The 18,272-nt window shown below is 74.2% G+C and carries 17 protein-coding genes and 1 pseudogene; 7 read left to right on the plus strand and 11 right to left on the minus strand.

Features of this window, described 5'->3' with window-relative positions:
• The 4 genes and pseudogenes from G3I41_RS14415 to G3I41_RS14430 form a co-directional block, all read right to left on the minus strand.
• Positions 1–667: pseudogene (locus tag G3I41_RS14415) on the minus strand (ATP-binding protein); the annotation flags it as partial.
• Complete coding sequence (locus tag G3I41_RS14420) at positions 664–1,419, minus strand: DUF4255 domain-containing protein (protein WP_164400606.1); 756 nt, start codon at positions 1,417–1,419, stop codon at positions 664–666. The pseudogene G3I41_RS14415 and the gene G3I41_RS14420, both read right to left, overlap by 4 nt.
• Positions 1,420–1,435: 16 nt before the next feature.
• On the minus strand, positions 1,436–3,508 hold the full coding sequence (locus G3I41_RS14425) for an HYR domain-containing protein (RefSeq protein WP_164400607.1): 2,073 nt from the start codon (positions 3,506–3,508) through the stop codon (positions 1,436–1,438).
• 146 nt (positions 3,509–3,654) lie between these two features.
• Complete coding sequence (locus tag G3I41_RS14430) at positions 3,655–4,281, minus strand: response regulator transcription factor (RefSeq protein WP_164400608.1); 627 nt, start codon at positions 4,279–4,281, stop codon at positions 3,655–3,657.
• Between the two features lie 207 nt (positions 4,282–4,488).
• Here G3I41_RS14430 and G3I41_RS14435 point away from each other — a divergent pair, with 207 nt between their 5' ends.
• Positions 4,489–5,829: a hypothetical protein gene (locus tag G3I41_RS14435; RefSeq protein ID WP_164400609.1), complete on the plus strand. Its 1,341-nt coding sequence runs from the start codon at positions 4,489–4,491 to the stop codon at positions 5,827–5,829.
• Between the two features lie 21 nt (positions 5,830–5,850).
• Here G3I41_RS14435 and G3I41_RS14440 read toward each other — a convergent pair whose 3' ends face one another.
• Entirely contained in the window at positions 5,851–6,690 is an 840-nt protein-coding gene (locus tag G3I41_RS14440; protein WP_164400610.1) for a DUF4157 domain-containing protein, read from the minus strand.
• A gap of 226 nt (positions 6,691–6,916) precedes the next feature.
• On the opposite strand from G3I41_RS14440, the gene G3I41_RS14445 reads away from it, so the two are divergent.
• On the plus strand, positions 6,917–7,327 hold the full coding sequence (locus G3I41_RS14445) for a VOC family protein (protein WP_164400611.1): 411 nt from the start codon (positions 6,917–6,919) through the stop codon (positions 7,325–7,327).
• Positions 7,328–7,411: 84 nt separating this feature from the next.
• Positions 7,412–8,491 (plus strand): NAD-dependent epimerase/dehydratase family protein, encoded by a 1,080-nt coding sequence (locus G3I41_RS14450; RefSeq protein ID WP_164400612.1) that lies wholly within the window; start codon positions 7,412–7,414, stop codon positions 8,489–8,491.
• A gap of 3 nt (positions 8,492–8,494) precedes the next feature.
• Here G3I41_RS14450 and G3I41_RS14455 read toward each other — a convergent pair whose 3' ends face one another.
• Complete coding sequence (locus G3I41_RS14455; protein ID WP_164400613.1) at positions 8,495–9,601, minus strand: HAMP domain-containing sensor histidine kinase; 1,107 nt, start codon at positions 9,599–9,601, stop codon at positions 8,495–8,497.
• Positions 9,598–10,371 (minus strand): response regulator transcription factor, encoded by a 774-nt coding sequence (locus tag G3I41_RS14460; protein ID WP_164400614.1) that lies wholly within the window; start codon positions 10,369–10,371, stop codon positions 9,598–9,600. The genes G3I41_RS14455 and G3I41_RS14460 overlap by 4 nt, the downstream gene beginning before the upstream one ends.
• Before the next feature lie 124 nt (positions 10,372–10,495).
• On the opposite strand from G3I41_RS14460, the gene G3I41_RS14465 reads away from it, so the two are divergent.
• Genes G3I41_RS14465 through G3I41_RS14475 form a run of 3 tightly spaced genes read left to right on the plus strand, consistent with a single transcriptional unit; the run spans position 10,496 to position 12,710 of the window.
• Positions 10,496–11,200 (plus strand): glycosyltransferase family 2 protein, encoded by a 705-nt coding sequence (locus G3I41_RS14465; RefSeq protein WP_164400615.1) that lies wholly within the window; start codon positions 10,496–10,498, stop codon positions 11,198–11,200.
• Positions 11,197–11,865 carry a DUF2064 domain-containing protein gene (locus tag G3I41_RS14470; RefSeq protein ID WP_343242123.1) on the plus strand — a complete coding sequence of 223 codons (669 nt, stop codon included), beginning with the start codon at positions 11,197–11,199 and terminating at the stop codon, positions 11,863–11,865. Before G3I41_RS14465 ends, G3I41_RS14470 begins: the two co-directional genes overlap by 4 nt.
• The gene (locus tag G3I41_RS14475; RefSeq protein ID WP_164400616.1) at positions 11,862–12,710 is read left to right on the plus strand and encodes a methyltransferase domain-containing protein; all 849 of its coding nucleotides are present in this window, start codon (positions 11,862–11,864) and stop codon (positions 12,708–12,710) included. Before G3I41_RS14470 ends, G3I41_RS14475 begins: the two co-directional genes overlap by 4 nt.
• 325 nt (positions 12,711–13,035) lie before the next feature.
• Here the strand turns inward: G3I41_RS14475 and G3I41_RS14480 are convergent, their stop codons facing one another.
• Positions 13,036–14,337 carry a molybdopterin-dependent oxidoreductase gene (locus G3I41_RS14480; RefSeq protein ID WP_164400617.1) on the minus strand — a complete coding sequence of 434 codons (1,302 nt, stop codon included), beginning with the start codon at positions 14,335–14,337 and terminating at the stop codon, positions 13,036–13,038.
• Between the two features lie 164 nt (positions 14,338–14,501).
• Between G3I41_RS14480 and G3I41_RS14485 the strand changes: the two genes are divergently transcribed.
• Positions 14,502–15,896, plus strand: a complete 1,395-nt coding sequence (locus G3I41_RS14485) for a hypothetical protein (protein WP_164400618.1) — start codon at positions 14,502–14,504, stop codon at positions 15,894–15,896.
• 12 nt (positions 15,897–15,908) lie between these two features.
• Here the strand turns inward: G3I41_RS14485 and G3I41_RS14490 are convergent, their stop codons facing one another.
• The 3 genes from G3I41_RS14490 to G3I41_RS14500 all read right to left on the minus strand — a co-directional run.
• Positions 15,909–16,517, minus strand: coding sequence for an endonuclease (locus G3I41_RS14490; RefSeq protein ID WP_164400619.1), 609 nt, complete (start codon positions 16,515–16,517; stop codon positions 15,909–15,911).
• Positions 16,518–16,536: 19 nt separating this feature from the next.
• The gene (ligD, locus tag G3I41_RS14495; protein ID WP_164400620.1) at positions 16,537–17,424 is read right to left on the minus strand and encodes a non-homologous end-joining DNA ligase; all 888 of its coding nucleotides are present in this window, start codon (positions 17,422–17,424) and stop codon (positions 16,537–16,539) included.
• Positions 17,425–17,428: 4 nt separating this feature from the next.
• On the minus strand, positions 17,429–18,272 hold an 844-nt coding region (locus G3I41_RS14500; protein ID WP_164400621.1), incomplete at its 5' end, for an SDR family oxidoreductase.

An 18,272-nucleotide genomic window follows, 5' to 3' on the forward strand; every position in this document is an offset into this window, starting at 1 on the left:
TGACCGCCTCCCAGGGCGCCGTGACGTCCGTGAGGCGCGGATCCCTCGTGTCGTCGCCCAGCAGGTGCGCCGTGACCCGGTCCGGCACGCGCAGTGCGCGGCTGAGGAACGGGCGGTCCAGGTCCTCGGCCAGCAGCAGTCCGGCGTCCCGGAGCGGGGCGGCCGCCGCCAGCCGGCCGCGCGCGGCGGCGTCCGCCGGGGACACCCCGCACAGGCCGAGGGCCAGGCCGATGGACGGCCGCCGGCGGGTCACGTCGTCGTTGAGGTACCCGTAGAACGCCTCGAAGCGGTCGTCCAGGTCCGGAACCAGCGCGATGAGCAGGATCTCGGTGTCGAGCGAGGTGAGACCGAAGTCCGTTTCCAGAGCGGTGAGCCGGGAAGGCACGGCGGCCGGCCCGTCGACGCGGGCCACGAGATCCGAGGCGCCCGGCACTCGCTCGGCTCCCTCCTGCCCCACCAGGTCCGGGAACCCCCGTGCCCCCTCCTCGTTCAGCAGCCGCGCGATGTTCTCGTCGGCCAGGTACAGCCCCCGGAACGCGTCCTCCGGGTCGGGGTCCGTGCGCTGTCGGGCCTCCACCGCGCGGCGGACGCGCTGCTCCACGGCGGTCGCCCGGGCGAGGAGGTGGCGCAGGTTCAGGTCGTCGTGTGGGTGGCCCGGGGACGTCATGCGGTGGGGTCCTCCTCGGGGGCAGCGGCGTCGCCGGCCGAGCGCTTCTCGGTGATCCGCAGCCCCAGGCCGCGACGCGCCGCGGAGGCCGCGGTCTCCTCCCGTACCGGACGGCCTGGATGGCTTCCGTACACCGGCAGACCGCGCAGACCGCCCCGCACCGGCTCCGGGGCGTCCGGCATGTCGCCGAACCGTGCGTGCAGGCCCTCGTCGCCGACCGGCGGCCCCGCCGGGTAGGTCGGCGAGGCGGTCACCGGCACGCTCACCACCAGGTCGAGCGACGGTTTCAGCTCGCCGCCGAGCGCGCTCCACACGTCGGCGAAGGAGCGGTCCTCCGGTGGGGGCAGGGCGATCGACATCGGTACGGCGGCCCCGATCCCGGCGAGGGACCCGGCGAGCCGCTCCGGGGGCAGCGCCTCGTAGGCGAGCAGGCAGGACAGGAGCGAGGAGAGCAGCCGGTGTTCGTCCTCCGGGCGCTTGGTCCACGCGGTGATCAGGTAGGAGAGCTTGAAGTAGCGCGGCGGGCGGCGTCGCGCCACGACGGCGCCGCGTTCGTCGTACTCGTTGTGCAGGCCTCGTTCGCGCCGCCGCATGTCCTCGCGGATGTCGTACAGGTAGAGGTTGACCATGGGGGCGTTGACCTTGGCTGCCCATTCCCTGGTGGGGGCGTCGAAGACGACCGTGATCTGGCCGCCGCCGAGCACCTCCGCCCGGATCAGGGACCGGAGTACGTCGTCCACCTCGTGGATCACCTGGTGTCCGCCCCTCTCATGTACGGCCCTTGAAGTCCGGTGGCTGGAGGTTGCGCTGGACGACCAGAACCGGCTTCCGCAGCTCTGGCAGCCCGGTGATGTCCGCGCGCAGGATCCGTGGGCCGAGGGTGTCCTTGCGCAGGACGAGGACCTGGACCTCGAAGGTGCCGTCGCGCCCCACGCGTACGCCGGTGCGGTCCGCCGTGATGCCGGTGTTCCAGGTCAGGCGTACGGTCTCGCCCGGCGGGTAGTCCTTGCCGCGCGCCACGACGGGCTGGCCGGGTTTGGCGACCCGCGGGGTGACGGTGAGGGAGGGCCGGAGGACGCGCAGCCGGGCCGTGTCCTGGTTGTTGACGGGGCGCAGGTCGCCCAGATTGCCGCTCACGGTGGCGCGTACGTCCCCGGTGACCGGCGCACGGTACGTGCCGGTCTGGGTCATCTCGATCCGTCCGCCGGGCGGGATGGTGCAGGGTGCGGCGGCCGTGCAGCGGTTGAGGGAGGTCAGCGTGCGGTCCTTCGCCTTGCCGGACTTCGGCCAGCTCGTCGCGACGACGACGTCCCTGGCGGTGTCCGGGCCGGCGTTGGTGACGGTGAACCGGGCGTGGGCCTGGCGGCCGATGTACGAGCGGCCGGGGCTGACGTCCGCCCGGACGGCGACGTCCGTCGCGGGTGGCGGGGGCAGCGGCGGCGGGGGCGGGTCCAGCACCCGGAATTCGGCGGTGTCGGTGGCGGTGTTCCCCGCCGCGTCCGTGGCGGTGCAGGTGACCGTGGTCGAGCCGATCGGGAAGAGGGAGCCGGACGCCGGGGTGCAGGTGACGGGGAGGCGGCCGTCCTGGGCGTCCCTGGCGGTCGCCCAGTAGCTGATCCTCGTACCGTCCTCGTCGTCCGCCCTGGCGATGCGGTCGTCCACGGTGACGACGGGCGCGTCGACGTCGTTCACGTCGATGGTGATCTCCTGCTGGAAGTCGGGATCGGGCGCGGCCGTGGGGGCGAGTCTGTCCGTGCCCGGAATCTGGGGGCCGAGCAGGAACTGAACCCTGCAGGTGAGCCGTGCGCCCTGCGGGGCGTCGGCCGCGACGTCGATGGTCTCGGCGAAGTGCGCGGTGTCGCCGCTGGTCACCCGGCGGGTGGGTGGGTCGAGCGCGACGGTGAGGTAGGGGCTGCAGTCGCCGAGCTGGTGGCCGACGGAGGTGGGGAGGTTGTCCATGCCGTCGACGATGGCCTGGGCGACCTCGTCGCCCTGGATGCCTTCGAGCAGCCGGCCCTGGGTGGCTTCGATGATGCGGGTGGCCTGGCCCGCGTCGGTCGGCGGCCGCTCGATCTGGTCGGGGTAGTCGGGGTTGTGCGCGTTGCCGGTGCCGTTGAGCCCGTCACCGAGCGCACTGTCCACGTCGACGCCGACCACCCGGACGCCCTTGTCCTGGAGGGCGAAGATCGTGTCGTCGATGGTGTGGCCGGCGCTGGGTGCGTGGCTGGACGAGTCGCTGACCAGCACGATCACCGGGTTGGAGCCCTCACGAAAGACCGTCTCGCCACCGGCACCGTTGGCGATCTGCCAGAGGCCGTTGATCCAGTCCTCCGACGGGCCCATGCTGTAGGCGCCCCGGTCCGTCTTCAGCTCGTTCACGCCGGCCTGCACCTTGACGAGGTCGTCCGTCAGCCCCTGGAGGACCTCGAATTCGCCTCCTGTGCGGTCGAATTGCTGGTCGCCGAAGGTAGCGACGGCGAAACGCGACTCAGGCCGTTCCGCCAGAACCTTCTTGGTGATGACCGACAGGTTCGTCTGCACGTCGGTGATGGGCTTTTCCATGCTCCTCGTGCCGTCCACCAACAGGACGACCTCGGGTTTCGGCGGGATCGCCGGCGTACGCACCGACTTGTCGACACTGGTCGAGCCGCCCGGGTCGAGCGCTTCGTGGACGGTCGCCGGGGTGACCCACGGATCCGGGGGGACGGGCACGGCGGGGGCGGCGCCGGCCGGGCCCGGGCCGGGGACGAAAGCGGTGGCGAGCAGGAGCAGGGCGAGCGCCGCCGAGCGGCGTACGCCGGGCAGTCCGGGTGGGTGTCCCGCCGGCCGAATCCACCGCACAGCTTCTCTCCCCCGCACCCGGACCTCCCACCGAAGAACAGCGCCCACACGGTCTCCCGTGCGCACGGTGCGCACAGCGGGAAGGCAGCCCTCTCGGCGGGTAGCGCGCGCTGCCCTTTGGGGCAGCCGCCCGGACCGCGAGGGCGTCAGATCAGGCCCTGGCGCATCGCGTACGCCACGGCGTGGGAGCGGTTGCGCAGTTGGAGCCGGGTCATCACGGAGTGCAGGACGTTTTTGATGGTGCGTTCGGAGTAGGCGAGCTTCGTGGCGATGTCGGCGGTGTCGTAGCCCTCGGCGACGAGGCGCAGTACGTCCACCTCGCGGGCGGCGAGACCGGTGAAGTGCAGGCCGCGCGGTGCGAGGACCTGACCCTGGAGCCGGCCGACCTCCGCGAGGAGCCGGCCGAGCAGGTCGGAGGGGAGGTGTCCATCGCCCCGGGCGACCGTCTCGATGACGTGCACCAAGTGCTCGGGGGTCGATTCGGCCCGCCTGATGACCCCGACGACCCCGCATTCGGCGGCGCTCACCAGTTTCTGTTCGTCGATGTCCCTGGTGACGAGCACGGCCCGGGAGTCGGTGGTCCGCTGGATGTGCCGCAGTGTCGTCAGCAGGTCGTCCTCCACGGCGTCCACGACCATGACGACGACGTCGGGCCAGGGGCCCTCCTCGTTCCAGTTCACGACGTTCACTTCGGGCCGCGCCCTCAACTGGCTGGCCACTCCGGCTTGCGAGATCGGATCCTGGGCCCGTAACGCGACAGTGGTGCGCTCCATAGGTGCTCCCCCTGTGTGATGGCCGGAAGCACTTCTGGCACACGCCTCGCAGCCGTGTTCGTGCGCCTCATTGGTGAGGAGGCGGACAGAAGATTCCCTGGTTCATCGAGGAGGAAACCCTATGGATGGGGCGGGGCACCGGATGTGCCCGAAAGTGTTCCTTCGCGGCCGGTGTACGACTTGGGCGGCGACCTTACGGTCCGCCGTATGAGTCTCACCGCAAGCCTCGACGCGTCCACCGTCAGCGCCGCACCGGGCGTGGAGACGGCTGTCCCCCTTCAGGTCCGCAACTCCGGTCGGACCGTCGAGGAGTACCGCTTCGAGGTGGTCGGTGCGTGTGCCGCCTGGGCGGCGGTCGAGCCGGCCGTGCTGTCCCTCTATCCGGGTGACGCGGGCACCGTGTCGCTCATGCTGCGGCCGCCCCGCGACGCGGCGGTCCCGGCGGGCGAGACGCCGTTCGGGGTGCGGGTGGTGCCGACCGGTGAGCAGGGCGAGACGGTGGTGCCCGAGGGCCGGGTGACCGTGCTGCCGTTCACCGAGACGACGGCCGAGCTGGTCCCGCGCGGTTCGCACGGCGCGCTGGCCGGACGCCACCAGCTGGCGGTCGACAACCGGGGCAACACCCCGGTCACGGTGCGCCTCGGCGCCCAGCCCGGGACCGAGCGGGCACGCGTGGTGTTCGCCGCCCCGGAGCTCCACGTGGCTCCCGGGCAGGCGGAGTTCGCGAAGCTGCGGGTGCGCCCGGTCAAGCGGATGTGGCGCGGCACACCGGTCACACACCCCTTCCAGGTGTTCGCCGCGACGCGGGTGGCCGAGGGGCAGGACCCGGTGGAGCCGGTCCTTGTGGACGGCAGTTACGAGCAGGAGCCCCTGCTCCCCCGCTGGCTGCCCCGCGCCCTGATCACCGCGGCCGTCCTGGTGCTCGCGCTGGTCGGGCTCTGGTACGCGCTGCTGCGCCCGGCCGTGAAGTCGGCGGCGCGGGAGGCGGTCACCCCCGAAGCGGTGCGGTCGGCCGCCGCGGCCGACAGGAGCGGGGCGCCGGAGCAGGGCGGCCCGGGTGGTTCCGGGGCGGGCGGGGGCGACTCCGCCGGGAGTGCTTCGGGCGGGGGCGGCGGCGGCGAGTCGAAGCCCACGCCGAGCCCGAGCCCGTCGGCGGCGGCGGCCGACGCGGGAGCGGCGACACCGACCAGCGCGCAGGTCAGGGTGCAGGACTCGCTGGGCGGCGGAACGAACACGGGGACGGCGCTCACCGTGCCGGCCGGGAAGACGTTCCGGCTGACCGACATCGTGGTCCAGAACCCGCAGGGCGACGCCGGGACGCTGGTCGTCTCCGCGGGCAGGGGGACCCGGGTGCTGAGCCTGGGTCTGGAGAACTTCCGGGACTCCGACTACCACTTCGTGACGCCGATCGTGGTTCCGGCGGGCGGCAAGGTCACCATGACCATCGACTGCCGCAAGGTGGGCAGGCCGGTGGGCGCTCAGGCGCCCGCGCGGTGCGCGGAGTCGATGTTCCTGGGCGGCACCATGCGTGCCGCCCAGGGCGGCTGACGGCAGCCCGGCCGGACCCGGTCAGGCGGGGCTCTCCTCTTCCTCCTCCGGGCTCTTCTCCTCCGCGCGTTGCACGAACGAGCCCTGGACGTCGGCGGGCTGCTCGTCCTCGTCCTCCGCGGCCGCGCGCTGGACGGCGGGCGCGGCGGACAGTGCGGTGGTGGGGGCCGCCGGTGCGGCCGGGGCCGGGGCCGGGTCGGTGAGCACCCGGTCGGCGTTGGCGACGGCCTCGCGTTCGAAGCGGTCGGAGGGGTCGCTGACCCGGATGCCGCCGGGTGCCTCGGTGCCTTCGACGGGTCCGCTGCGCTGCTGGATGACGTGGGTCAGCTCGTGCGCCAGCGTGGTTCGGCCCTGGGGGGAGGAGGGGTCGTAGGCGTCGCGCTGGAAGACGACGTTGTTGCCCACGGTGTAGGCGTGCGCGCCGACCCCCTTCGCCGATTCGTGCGCGGCCGCGTCGTTGTGGATGCGTACGTCGGAGAAGTCGGCGCCCATCCGGTTCTCCAGGTCCACCCGGGTCTCGGTGTCGAGGGGCGTGCCGCCTCCGGAGGAGATGACGTCGTGCACGGGCGAGCGCGGCTCCGCCTCCTCGGCCCGCTCCGGTGCCGAAGCCCGGGCGCGCTGGAGCACCGGGCCGAGCGCGGCGTTGCCGACCGTGCGCTGGAGGACGCCCATGCCCGCGGTGCCCACCACGTCGGTCCGGCCGGTGGCGGCGGCCCGGAAGAGGTGGTGGGCGTCGGAGGCGGCGGGCGCCTCGGCCGTCGCGTCGCGCGGGTGGTCGCCGGACAGGCGCTCGTGGTCCTCCCCGGTCTCCAGGGGCTTCACGTGGCGCTCGTGCTCGTGGTCCTGTGCGTTCACCGTCATCTCCCCTGACCGCACCGGGGCGGCCGCGGCGGACCGCCCGCTCCTGCCGGCCTTCCACCCTGGGGGACGCGTCGCTGCCCCGTCCAGCCCGGTGCTGTCCGGTGCGGGGCACGGCGGGGTGCCTCTTCGGGCAGCGAGGCGGTACGGAAGGCCGCCGGCGCTGCTGCGGGGAACCGGTCAGGATTCGAGAAGCGCGGCGTCGGCCCCCGTGCCTAGCATGATCTTCATGGACATCACCATTCACACCAGCTTCCTCCCGCACGACGACCCGGAGGAGTCCCTCGCGTTCTACCGCGACACGCTCGGCTTCGAGGTCCGCAACGACGTCGGCCAGGGCAGGATGCGCTGGATCACCGTCGGCCCGAAGGACCAGCCGAGCACCTCCATCCTGCTGGCGCCGCCGGCGGCGGACCCGGGGGTCACGGACGACGAGCGGCGCACCATCACCGAGATGATGGCCAAGGGCACGTACGGCTGGATCCTGCTCGCCACCCGCGATCTGGACGCCACCTTCGAGAAGGTGCAGGCGGGTGACGCGGAGGTGGTCCAGGAGCCGACCGAGCAGCCGTACGGCATCCGCGACTGCGCGTTCCGCGACCCGGCGGGCAACCTGGTCCGTATCCAGGAACTGCGGTAGGCCCTGCGGCCGAAGGCTTACGGTCCCGTGACGTGCCGACGCCGAAGCACGTGACGGGGTCGAGCGCGTCCTAGCGTGGCGGGCATGCGCGTACTTGTCACCGGCGGTGCCGGGTTCATCGGTTCGGAGATCGTCCGCGGTCTCACCTCGGCCGGGCACGAGGCGGTGGTGCTCGACGCACTGCTCCCCTCGACGCACGGCCCTGCCGCACGTCGCTCGGCCGGGGGCGGCGACGGGGGGCTGATCGTCGGGGACGTGCGGGATCGCGCGGCCGTGGACCGGGCGCTGTGCGGCGTCGACGCGGTGTGTCACCAGGCGGCGATGGTCGGCCTGGGCAAGGACTTCGCGGACGCCCCGGAGTACGTGGGGTGCAACGACCTGGGCACCGCCGTCCTGCTCGCCGCGATGGCCGGGGCGGGGGTGCGGAGCCTGGTGCTGGCCGCGTCGATGGTCGTGTACGGCGAGGGCCGGTACGCGTGCATGCGCCACGGGACCGTCCGCCCCGGCCCCCGCGACCCGGCCGACCTGGCGGCGGGCCGGTTCGAGCCGCGCTGCCCGGACTGCGGGGCGGCGCTGGTCCCCGGTCTGGTCGGGGAGGACGCGCCGGCCGACCCGCGCAACGTGTACGCGGCGACGAAGCTGGCGCAGGAGCACCTCGCCGCGTCCTGGGCGCGGGCGACGGGCGGGAGCGCGGTCGCGCTGCGGTACCACAATGTGTACGGGCCCGGCATGCCGCGGGACACGCCGTACGCGGGTGTGGCGTCGTTCTTCCGGTCGGCGCTGGCCCGGGGCGAGGCGCCGCGCGTCTTCGAGGACGGCGGGCAGCGGCGCGACTTCGTCCATGTCCGGGACGTGGCCGCCGCGAACACGGTGGCGTTGGAGGCCGTCGGCGCCCGCGCTCCCGGGAGCTTCGCGGCGTACAACACCGGCAGCGGCGAGCCGCACACGATCGGCGAGATGGCCGGGGCGCTGGCGGCGGCCCACGGCGGTCCGGCGCCGGTGGTGACCGGCGAGTTCCGGCTCGGGGACGTTCGCCATGTGACGGCGGACTCGCGGCGGCTGCGCGAGGAGCTGGGCTGGCGGCCGCGGGTGGGGTTCGCGGAGGGCATGGCCGACTTCGCGGCGGCGCCGCTGCGGGAGGCCGGGACGGGGCTGCCCGTCTGAGGCTCACGCCGTGGGCAGCGTCACCTCGAAGCAGCATCCTCCGGTGACGTTGCGGACCTCCGCCCGGCCCGCGTGGGCCTCGACGATGCCGCGCACGATGGCGAGTCCGAGGCCCGCGCCGGCCGGAGGCGTACGGGCATGGCTGCCGCGCCACCCGGTGTCGAAGACCCGCGGCAGGTCCTCCTCCGGGATGCCGCCGCAGCCGTCGGTCACCGAGAGGACCACCCCGTCCGGCGCGCGGTGGGCCGCGACGGCGACCGTGCCGTCGGCGGGCGTCCGGCGGATCGCGTTGATCAGGAGGTTGCCCAGGACGCGGCTCATCTCCTTGCCGTCCACCTCCACGGGCACCTCCTCGATCCGTCCGCCGACCAGCCGCACCCCGTGCTCGCGGGCGAGCGGGTCCGCTCCGGCGAGGGCGTCGCCCACCAGGTCGTAGACGGAGACGCGGGTGGGGGTCAGCGCGAGCGAGCCCGCGTGGATGCGGGAGAGCTCGAAGAGGTCGCCGACCATGTCGTTCATCCGCTCGACCTCGGTACGGATCTGGCGCAGATAGCGCGGCGAGTCGACGGCCATGCCGTCCTCCAGCGCCTCGGACATGGCCCGCAGCCCCGCCAGCGGGGTACGCAGGTCGTGCGAGATCCAGGCGACGAGTTCGCGCCGCGAGGTCTCCAGGGCGCGTTCCCGCATCCGCGAACTGTCCAGCTTGGCGCTGGTGGCGGCGAGTTCGCGGGTGAGGGCGGCCAGTTCGGCGGTGGCCGGGGCCTCGGGTGCCGCGAAGGTGCCGCCGTCGCCGAAGGAGCGGGCGGCGAGGGTCAGCTCGCGGCTGCGGGCGGCGACCCAGCGGCCGAGCAGCATCGCCGTGACGAGGGAGACGACAGCGGCCATGGCGACGACGGTCGTCACGACGCTCAGGTCGTGCGGCGACAGGAACATCGCCCAGGCGACGACCAGGGTTCCGGCGAGCATCGCGGTGACGGCCACGGCGGCCACGATGCTCAGGGAGACGACCAGCGAGCGGTGCCGGGTGAGCCGCAGCGCGAACGCCCCGAGCAGTCCGGCGGCCGCGGCGCCGAGGAAGGCGAAGAGGGCGATGAGGAGCAGGTCGGTCATGACGGGGCTCCCGCTCCGACGGGAAGGTCGAGGCGGTAGCCGACGCCCCAGACCGTACGGATCAGCTCCGGGTGGGCCGGGTCGGTCTCGACCTTCCCGCGCAGCCGCCGCACGTGCACGGTCACGGTGGACAGGTCTCCGAAGTCCCAGCCCCAGACCTCGCGCATCAGCTCCTCCCGGGTGAAGACCCGGCCCGGGTGGCGCAGGAGGAAGGCGAGCAGGTCGAACTCGCGGAGCGTGAGGGCCAGCCGCCCGCCCCGGCAGGTCGCGCTCCGGGCCGCCGGGTCGAGGACGAGTCCCGCGCCTTCCAGCAGCCGGGGCTGTCCTGCGGGGACGGCCGCCGCCCTGGCGCGCCGCAGCACGGAGTCGACCCGCAGGACGAGCTCGCGCGGGCTGAACGGCTTGGTGACGTAGTCGTCGGCGCCGGTTTCGAGGCCGAGGATGCGGTCGTCCTCGTCGCCGCGCGCGGTGAGCATGATGACGGGCACCGGCCCCTGGGCCCGCATCCGGCGGCAGACCTCGAAGCCGTCCATGCCGGGGAGCATGAGGTCGAGGACGGCCAGGTCCGGCCGGCGGGCCGCGTACAGCGCGAGCGCGGCCGGTCCGTCCGCTGCCCGGGCGACGTCGTAGCCGGCCCCGGTCAGGTATCCCGCGACGACTTCGGCGACGGTCGGGTCGTCGTCCACGACGAGGACGTGGCCGCGCGCCGGGGCGACGGTGGCCGCCTCGTCCGCGGGTGCGGGCGGCGGTGTGTCCGGGGGCGTCTGCATGGAACCACCCTGGCACCCGGGGCGGCGCGGCCGGAAACGCGGGCGGGGCGGTGGCGGGCGACGTCCACGTTTCGTAAGAATACAAAGCCCGAAATGCCGCTTTTCGCTCCGTAGGGTGAGCCGGGTGATCCTTCCTTCCGATGACTCAGGCCCTCGCGCCGACATCGTCCTCCCCTGTCTTGACGAGGCCGCGGCCCTGCCCGGTGTGCTGGCCCGGGTGCCCCGGGGCTGGCGGGCGATCGTGGTGGACAACGGCTCGACCGACGGCTCCGCCGATGTGGCCCGCTCGCTGAGCGCGACCGTGGTGCACGAGCCCCGGCGCGGTTTCGGCTCGGCCTGCCATGCCGGGCTGCTCGCCAGTGAGGCGGAGTTCGTCTGCTTCTGCGACTGCGACGGTTCTCTGGACCCCGCGCTCCTCACGGGCTTCGTACGCCGGGTGGCCGACGGCGAGTGCGATCTGCTGCTCGGGCGGCGGCGCCCCCGGGAGCGCGGCGCCTGGCCGGCGCACGCGCGGGCCGGCAACGCCGCGCTGTCCCGGATGCTGCACCGCCGGACCGGGCTGCGGCTGCGCGATCTGGGCCCCATGCGCGCCGGCCGCCGCGCCGATCTGCTGGCCCTCGGGCTCACGGACCGGCGCAGCGGCTATCCGTTGCAGATGGTGGTGCGGGCGGCCGACGCGGGGCTGAGGGTGGCCGAGACGGACGTCCCGTACCTCGCGCGCACCGGGAAGTCGAAGGTCACCGGTACCTGGCTGGGCACCTGGCACGCGGTCCGCGACATGCGGGCCGTGCTGGCCGAGCCGCCGGTCCCGGCGGGGGTGCCCCAGTGAGCGCGGCGGCGCCCGGATCCGGGCCGGCCGGTGCGACGACCGTGCTGGTCATCGCGAAGGAGCCACTGCCGGGGCGGGTCAAGACCCGGCTCACCCCGCCCTTCTCCCCCGCCGAGGCGGCGCGCCTCGCGGAGGCCGCGCTCGCCGACACCCTGCACACCGTCCTGGCCCTTCCGGCCGCACGGCGCGCCGTCGTCCTGGCGGGGACGCCCGGACCCTGGCTGCCGCCGGGCATCGAGGTCGTGCGGCAGGGGGCGGGCGGGCTGGACGAGCGGCTGGCCGCCGCGTTCGGGGCGTGCACGGGGCCGACGCTGCTGATCGGGATGGACACCCCCCAGCTCACGGCGGCCGACCTGGCCCCCGCGCTGGCCCCCGGGGCCTGGGACGCGTGCGGCGCCTGGTTCGGGCCGGCGGAGGACGGTGGTTTCTGGGCGCTGGGCCTGGCGGAGCCGGACCCCGCTCTGCTGCGCGGTGTGCCGATGTCCGTGCCGGAGACGGGTGCGGTGCAACGGCGCCGGCTGGTCGACGCCGGACTGACGGTGCGGGACCTGCCCCGGCTGCGGGACGTGGACACGGCGGCCGACGCGGCGGAGGTCGCGGCGCTCGCGCCGGACGGGCGGTTCGCCGCCGAACTGGCCCGGACGCGCCGGACGGCTGTCCGATGAGCCGCACCGACCAGGAGCGGAACGTGCTGGTCCACCCGCCCACGGATCTGGACGCCGGTCCCGCGCCCCAGGCCCCCTCCCGTCCGGACGCCGACGCGTGGGGCACCGACCCGTACGCGAATGCCCTGCGCAACGGGCACGGCCCGCTGTTCCTGCGGCGTACGGACGGCTGGCTGCTGCCGCTGGACGTCGAGCGCTGGTGCGCCGGGGCCGACGCGGCGGACCTGTCCGCGCTGCGGCGCTGCGAGGGCCCGGTCCTGGACGTCGGGTGCGGGCCCGGCCGGCTGGTCGCCGCGCTGGCGGCGCGCGGCCACCGCGCTCTCGGGATCGACGTCAGCGAGGCGGCGGTCGCCCGGACGGTCCGGCTCGGCGGATTCGCGCTGCGCCGGTCGGTGTTCGACCCGCTGCCCGGAGAGGGCCGCTGGGGCACCGTACTGCTCGCCGACGGCAACGTCGGGATCGGCGGCGACCCGGACCGGCTGCTGGGCCGGGCGGCGGAACTCCTCGCGCCCGGCGGCCTCCTCATCGCGGAGACCGTGCCGCACGACCTCGACGAGCGGGTCCGGGTACGGCTGGACGACGGGCGTGCCCCGGAGGGGAGTACGGCGGCCGGGCTCTTCCCGTGGGCGCGGCTCGGCTCCTCCGCCCTGCTGGGGTACGCCCGCCCGCACGGGCTGCGCGTCGACGGTCAGTGGGAGGCGGACGGCCGCACCTTCGTGGCCCTGCGGCGGAGCCGGAGCGCCCGGACCGCGAACCAGAGCGCGGACAGCAGGAAGAGCGCGGCCGTGGTGAGCAGCCAGTTCCCCAGGAACACATCGGGGGACAGCCCGCTCGCCGGCTCGTAACGCCTCGGACGCGCGATCAGCGGGAACCACACGAGCAGCAGCAGCCCGGACAGGAAGGCCGGCACCCGTACGTGGTTGACGGAGGCCGGCCACCACCGTCCCGGGCCCCGGCGCAGCGCCAGGTCCGCCGCCGCGTACAGCGGTACGAGCACCAGGTCGTGGATGAGGGCCGCGCCGACGAACCACACGACGACGCCGAGCCAGTCGCCGGCGAGCAGGCGCACGCCCGCGTATGCGGCGAGGGCGAAGGAGGCGGCCAGGAGCACGAGGTGCAGGGGCCCCGCTCCGTAGCGGCGGCGCAGGAGGGCACGGGGGCCGGTGGCGTTCACAGTTCTCCGAAGGTCAGCCGGGACACCCATTTGGTGTTGAGCACCCCGGGGGCGGCGGGCACGATGACGCGGGCCGGGTACCCGTGGTCGGGTGACAGGTCCTCGCCGTTGACCCGCAGGGCGAGCAGCGAGCGCGGATCGCGCACCTGGTTGTCCCGGAGCGCCGCCCGGCGGAAGGGGCCGCTGCGCTGCATGGACTCCACCAGCACCCCGGGCGGCCGGTCCGGGTGGCCGGCGAGGGCGGCCAGATCGCTCAGCCGTACGCCGCGCCACCACTGGTCGGAGGTGGACCAGCCCTCCACGCAGGCGATGGGCAGGGCCGCGCTGTGCTGCTCCATGGCCAGCAGCTGTTCCCGGCTGAACCGCAGATCGCCGGCCGGGCCGCTGACGGTGAGCCACCAGCCCTCCCCGGTGTCGGCGGTGGCGATCCCGACGGCGGCGGCGGTCTTGTTGATCTGGAAGCCGTTGGGGCCGGACCCGGGTTCGGCGGCGCCGCGCGGGGTGAGCACGGCGAGGCGGCGCAGGGGCCCGTCGAAGCTCCGGCCCGCCGAGGTGACCAGCAGGACCAGTGAGCCCGCGCCCACCATGGCGAGGACGCCGCGCCGGGACAGGGTCGGCGGGGCCGGGGCGGGCGACTCCAGCACGTCGCCGGGGACCGGCCCGTCCAGTCCGCCCGTCCGCAGTACCCGTACGGCCTGCGGGGCCCGAAGCCCGGCGTGGGCGAGGAAGGCGGCGAAGAACACCCATGCCCCGTAGAAGTGCAGGGGGTAGAAGGAGCCGGGGAACAGGTACTCCAGCTGGATGTTGAGCAGGCCGGTCACGAACTCGAAGAGCGCACCACCCACCAGCAGGAGCAGCGAGATCCGTTCCAGGGCGTGCGCGAGGGACCGGGCCGGCGGCAGGGCGAACAGCCGGGGCACCACGGACCAGAGCTTGGCCAGCAGCACGGGGACGAGGACGATCCCGAGGGTGACGTGGAGTCCCTGCGTCAGCCGGTAGAGCCAGTGCGGCGAGGTGGGCCAGGCGAAGAGGTAGAAGCCGAGGAGGCCCTTGTCCGGCGTCTTGTCGTTGACCCGGGCGAGGTCCGGGTTGTACGCGGCGTACGACAGCAGACCGGTCACGAAGAGCAGCGTGATCCCGGCGAGCAGGACCAGCCCGAGCACGGCGGTGAACGGCATACCGCGCACGGGGCTGCGCCAGAAGCCGGGTGCCGACGGCAGCCGTTCGAGGAGCGCGGCGGCGCGGAGCCGGGAAGAGGATGCGGAGGGTGTCGGAGCGTTCCGACGGCTGTCGCCCATGGGTCCGACGCTATGCCCGTGGCCTGCGCGTTCGGTGGGCGCGACTCCTGACGAAACGATGACGTCACCCCGGTGAGCGTACGGCCGGGTCATGAATCTGACGGTTGTGTGACGCGCCCGGCCGGTAGCCGCCGTCGCGGTGTTCCGGTGCGTACGGTGCCTTCGTGAAGACCGAGGACCGCATCGAGCCGCGTACCGGACCGGACACCGTCAGGAGCTCCGGGCAGCGCTGGGATCTGGTGGCCGCCGGGGCGGGCGTCCTGCTCGTGGTCGCCGCCGCCCTCGGCGGCCGGGCCTTCGAGGACTACGCGCGGACGCTGTACGTGCACTGGCCGCCGCTGCTGGCGTCCTGGTACCCGCACACGGGCCCGGGGTCGGTGGCCGCTCCCGTGGTCGCCGTCGCGGTGATCGTGTACGGGCCGCTCCTCGCCCGGCGGCTGCGCTGGCGGACCCTGCTCCTGACGGTCTACGCCTCCTCGACGGCGTGGGTCTTCTCGCTCGCGCTGATCGACGGATGGGGCCGGGGCGTCGCCGAGCGCCTGACCACCAAGCACGAGTACCTGCGGGTCATCGACCGCTTCGAGGACATCGGCGCCACCCTGCGCACGTTCGACGCCCACATCCTGTTCGGCGCGCCGGACAACTGGCCCGCCCATGTCGCCGGCCACCCGCCGGGCGCCACGCTCACCTTCGTGTTCCTGGACCGGGCCGGTCTCGGCGGCGGCGCCTGGGCCGGGGTCTGGTGCGTCCTGACCGGCGCGTCCGCCCTGCTCGCTGTACTGGTCGCGGTGCGGGCCCTGGCCGGCGAGGACATCGCCCGGCGGGCGGCGCCGTTCCTCGTCCTGGCACCGGTGGCGGTCTGGGCCGGGACCTCGGCGGACGGCTATTTCGCGGCGGTGGCCGCCTGGTCCGTCGCCCTGCTGGCCCTGGCGGCGACGCGCGCGGTGCGCAGCCCCGGGGCCGCCGCGCTGGGCGCGGGCCTCCTCTTCGGCTGGGTCTGCTACCTGAGTTACGGGCTGACGCTGATCGCGCTCCTGCTCCTGGCCGTCCTGGTCCTCACCGGCACCCTCCGGCCGCTGCCGCTCGCGCTGCTCGGGGCCGTGGTGGTGCCGGCCGTGTTCACGGCGGCGGGCTTCAACTGGTGGGAGGCGTACCACGTCCTCGTGGAGCGCTACCACCAGGGCGCGGGCGGGGTCCGGCCGTACGGGTACTGGGTGTGGGCGAACCTCGCCTGCACCGTCATCGCCGTGGGCCCGGCGGCGGTCGCGGGGCTGCGCCGCACCTTCGCGGGTGCGCCACATGCCGTACGGGCGCTGCGCGGCGGGGAGGCGAGCCCGGTGGACCGGCTGGTTCCGCTGGTGCTCGTGGCGCTGCTCCTGCTGCTGGCGGCCGACCTGTCGGGGATGAGCAAGGCGGAGACCGAGCGGATCTGGCAGCCGTTCATGGTCTGGCTGCTGCCCGCGGCGGCGCTCCTGCCCGACCGGGGCCGGCGGGGCTGGCTCGCCGGCCAGGCGGTGGTGGCCCTTGCCGTCAACCATCTGCTCTGGACGGGCTGGTGACGGCGGGGCCGGTCACTCCAGCCCGGCCCGGACCAGGGCCGCGGCCAGCCGGGGCAGGTCCGCGTCGGCGACGAGGCCGGCCAGCTTCTCCGGTGAGCGCGGCAGCCCCAGGCCGTCGGCCGCGTCCTGGGCGCGCTGGTCGAAGGCGGGGCGCAGTTCGGGCCACAGCCCCTGTGCCTCGCGGCTGAAGATGTCGGCGCCCACGGGACCGATCCGGGGGAACTCCGTGAGCAGTCCGCGCAGTTTTCCCGCGTCCCCGCCGGCCTCCTCGCGGAGCCTCCGCAGGTCGCCGTGGTAGCGGTCGAGGGTGAGCTGGGCGCCCTCGCCGAGCGCGGTGGCGGTGCTCTCGTCGTAACGCCGGTAGTGGGCGCGGCCCAGCGCGTCGACCCGGTCCTGCCAGGACGCCTCCACCATGGCGTGGGGGGTGCGCATCCCGGCGGCGAAGAGTTCGCGGGCGGCGGCGACCGCCATGCCCGCCTTGATGGGGACCGAGAAGAGGACGCACAGGGTCAGCAGCTGGTACAGCGGCATGGGGGTGTCGCGGAGCCGGATGCCGGCTTCCTCGGCGTAGGTCTGCCCGTGCTCGTCCAGCAGGTTCCGCACGGTCGTGGCTCTGGACACGGTGGTGCTCCGTTCGTTTCTACGCGGTGAGCGCGTCGAGCAGGGTCCGGGCGCGGGCGAGGGAGCGGGGCCGCGGAGGGTGGTGCCAGGGGTCCTCCCGGTCCACGAGCGCGTCGGCGTCCCGCAGGGTCCAGCGGCGGGCGTCGAGCGCCGGGTCGTCGATGTCCGCCCAGGCCAGGGGCGCGGCGACGGGGGCTCCGGGGCGGGTCCGGACCGCGTAGGGCGCCACGGCGGTCTGGGCGTAGGCGTTGCGCTGGACATCGAGGTAGAGGCGGTCGCCGCGGGCCTTCTTCCGGGCCTCGGTGGTGAGGCGGTCGGGGGCGCGGGTGGCGAGCGCGTCGGCGACCGCGCGGGCGAACGTCCGTACGGCGTCGAAGTCGTCCCGGCGGTCGAGCGCCACCACGACGTGGAGTCCGCGCGAGCCCGTGGTCATGACGAGGGACGGCAGCTCCAGCTCGTCGAGGAGCCCGTGCAGTCCGAGCGCCGCCTCGCGGACCGGGGCGAAGTCGTCGCCGGACGGGTCGAGGTCGAACACCATCCGGTCCGGGTGGTGGGGCCGGTCGGCGCGGGAGAGGAAGCGGTGCGGGGTGATGCTCGCCTGCCCCGCGAGGTGGACGAGCGTGGCGGTGTCGTCGGCGATCGGGTAGGTGACGGTGCCGTCCTCCTTGGGGAGTTCGGCGCGGTGGATCCAGTCGGGGAAGGAGGCGGGCACGTCCTTCTGCATGAAGCCGTGGCCGCCGATGCCGTCGGGGAAGCGCTCCAGCATGAGGGGACGGTTTCGCAGGTGGGGCAGCATCCGGCGGGCCACCGTGCGGTAGTAGCCGGCGAGGTCGGCCTTGGTGATGCCGTCGTCGGGGAAGAGGACCTTCTCCGGACGGCTGATCTCGGGGATCCGGTGTGCCGTCACGTGCTCACCGGCCCCGGACCGCACGCCTGCCGAGGGCCGTGGCGCCCCAGGCGGCCCCCGCCGCCATCACCGCGGCGAGTGCGCGGTGCCGGAGGGCCCACAACTGCGGATCGCGGGTGTGGGACTCCTGATCGAAGGTGCCGTGCGCGCCGTGGTCGGTGCTGTCGTCCTCCGGCTCCCACAGGTTGTTCTCGCGGGTGGTGTCGGAGGCGTCGCCGGACTGCTGGGAGTCGAAGCCGGTCCGTGCGAGGTAGCGGTCGAGGAGGCCCGCCGCGAACTTGTTGGCGACGACGGTGGCGACGGTGCTGGAGCCCACGTAGTACTGCTTGCGGCCGGGGTGGTCGGCGGCGTACAGCACGGCTTCGGCGGCGACTTCGGGCTGGTAGATCGGGGGGACGGGCTGCGGGTTGCCGCGCACCCGGGAGAGGACCCAGGAGAACTGGGGGGTGTTGACGGCCGGCATCTGGACCACGGTGACCCGGATGCCGCTGCCCTGGTGCATGAGTTCGGTGCGCAGGGACGAGGTGAAGCCGTTGATGGCGTGCTTGGCCCCGCAGTAGGCGGACTGGAGCGGGATGGACCGCTCGCCCAGTGCCGATCCGACCTGGATGATGGTCCCGGCGTCGCGCGGTCGCATGTGCGTGAGCGCGGCGCGGGTGCCGTTGACGAACCCGAGGTACGTGACCTGGGTGACGCGCTCGTACTCCTCGGGCTCGATCTCGGTGAAGGGCGCGAAGACCGAGGTGAAGCCGCAGTTGACCCATACGTCGATCCGGCCGAAGGCGTGCACGGCCTCGTTCGCCGCGGCCTCGACCGCGCGGTGGTCGGCCACGTCGGTGGGGACGGCC

It is taken from the genome of Streptomyces sp. SID9727 (assembly GCF_010550605.1).
Lineage (GTDB): Bacteria > Actinomycetota > Actinomycetes > Streptomycetales > Streptomycetaceae > Streptomyces.

Coding starts and splice junctions, on each gene's coding strand:
- G3I41_RS14430 (WP_164400608.1), bottom strand. CDS start 4,281: ATGGAGCGCACCACTGTCGCGTTACGGGCCCAGGATCCGATCTCGCAA.
- G3I41_RS14435 (WP_164400609.1), top strand. CDS start 4,489: ATGAGTCTCACCGCAAGCCTCGACGCGTCCACCGTCAGCGCCGCACCG.
- G3I41_RS14440 (WP_164400610.1), bottom strand. CDS start 6,690: ATGACGGTGAACGCACAGGACCACGAGCACGAGCGCCACGTGAAGCCC.
- G3I41_RS14445 (WP_164400611.1), top strand. CDS start 6,917: ATGGACATCACCATTCACACCAGCTTCCTCCCGCACGACGACCCGGAG.
- G3I41_RS14450 (WP_164400612.1), top strand. CDS start 7,412: ATGCGCGTACTTGTCACCGGCGGTGCCGGGTTCATCGGTTCGGAGATC.
- G3I41_RS14455 (WP_164400613.1), bottom strand. CDS start 9,601: ATGACCGACCTGCTCCTCATCGCCCTCTTCGCCTTCCTCGGCGCCGCG.
- G3I41_RS14460 (WP_164400614.1), bottom strand. CDS start 10,371: ATGCAGACGCCCCCGGACACACCGCCGCCCGCACCCGCGGACGAGGCG.
- G3I41_RS14475 (WP_164400616.1), top strand. CDS start 11,862: ATGAGCCGCACCGACCAGGAGCGGAACGTGCTGGTCCACCCGCCCACG.
- G3I41_RS14480 (WP_164400617.1), bottom strand. CDS start 14,337: ATGGGCGACAGCCGTCGGAACGCTCCGACACCCTCCGCATCCTCTTCC.